Here is a 779-nt window from a genome sequence, read left to right on the forward strand (position 1 = left end):
CAGCGCTGTGAAAACTCTAAAACTGCACATAAATTTAGATTCAAAAATCCGCTGTATTCACTAGATGCCAGTCATATTGATCTTTCACTGTCATTGTGCGCATGGGCAAAAGTGCATGAATCCAAAGCCAGTATTAAACTCAGTGTTGGCTTAAATCACAGCAATACCATTCCTGAATTTGTAGCGCTTGGGGATGGTATTGAAAATGATATGGTGCAAGGCAGAGCATTTAAATTTCCTGCTGGCAGCATTATCGTCTTTGATAAAGGATATGTTGATTATCAATGGTTTGCTCAGTTGACACTTCAGAACGTCAGCTTTGTAACCCGGCTACGCCCAAAGACAGTTTATCAAGTTAAATCAAGCCGCAGCGTATTAGAGACTAAAGGGATTATTGCGGATGAATGTATTGAATTGAGCAGTGCGCATGCCAAGAAAAGAGGCGCACCTGAATTATTAAGACGTATAGAGTTTTATGATACAGATAAGAAAAGAACATTCGAATTTCTGAGCAACAACTTTCATCTGGCAGCATCCACCATTGCTGCAATTTATAAAGACCGCTGGAAGATTGAGTTATTCTTTAAAGCCATCAAGCAGAATTTAAAACTGAAGTCATTTCTAGGTCGAAGCCGCAATGCGATACAAACGCAAATATGGATTGCATTAATTGCCTATTTGCTGGTGAACTTCGCTAAACACATGGCACAAGAAGGATGGAGTGTTCAGCGTTTACTGAGAATTATTCAGGTCAATTTATTTGAAAGGAAACTTTTAAG

General features: G+C 39.0%; 1 protein-coding gene. It reads left to right on the forward strand.

Annotated features, from left to right (window positions below; all coding sequences use genetic code 11):
- A partial coding sequence (locus ACSC97_RS18200) for an IS4 family transposase (protein WP_436662348.1) occupies positions 1-779 on the forward strand: 779 nt, incomplete at both ends.

This window comes from Acinetobacter sp. P1(2025) (assembly GCF_051390655.1).
Classification (GTDB): domain Bacteria; phylum Pseudomonadota; class Gammaproteobacteria; order Pseudomonadales; family Moraxellaceae; genus Acinetobacter; species Acinetobacter junii.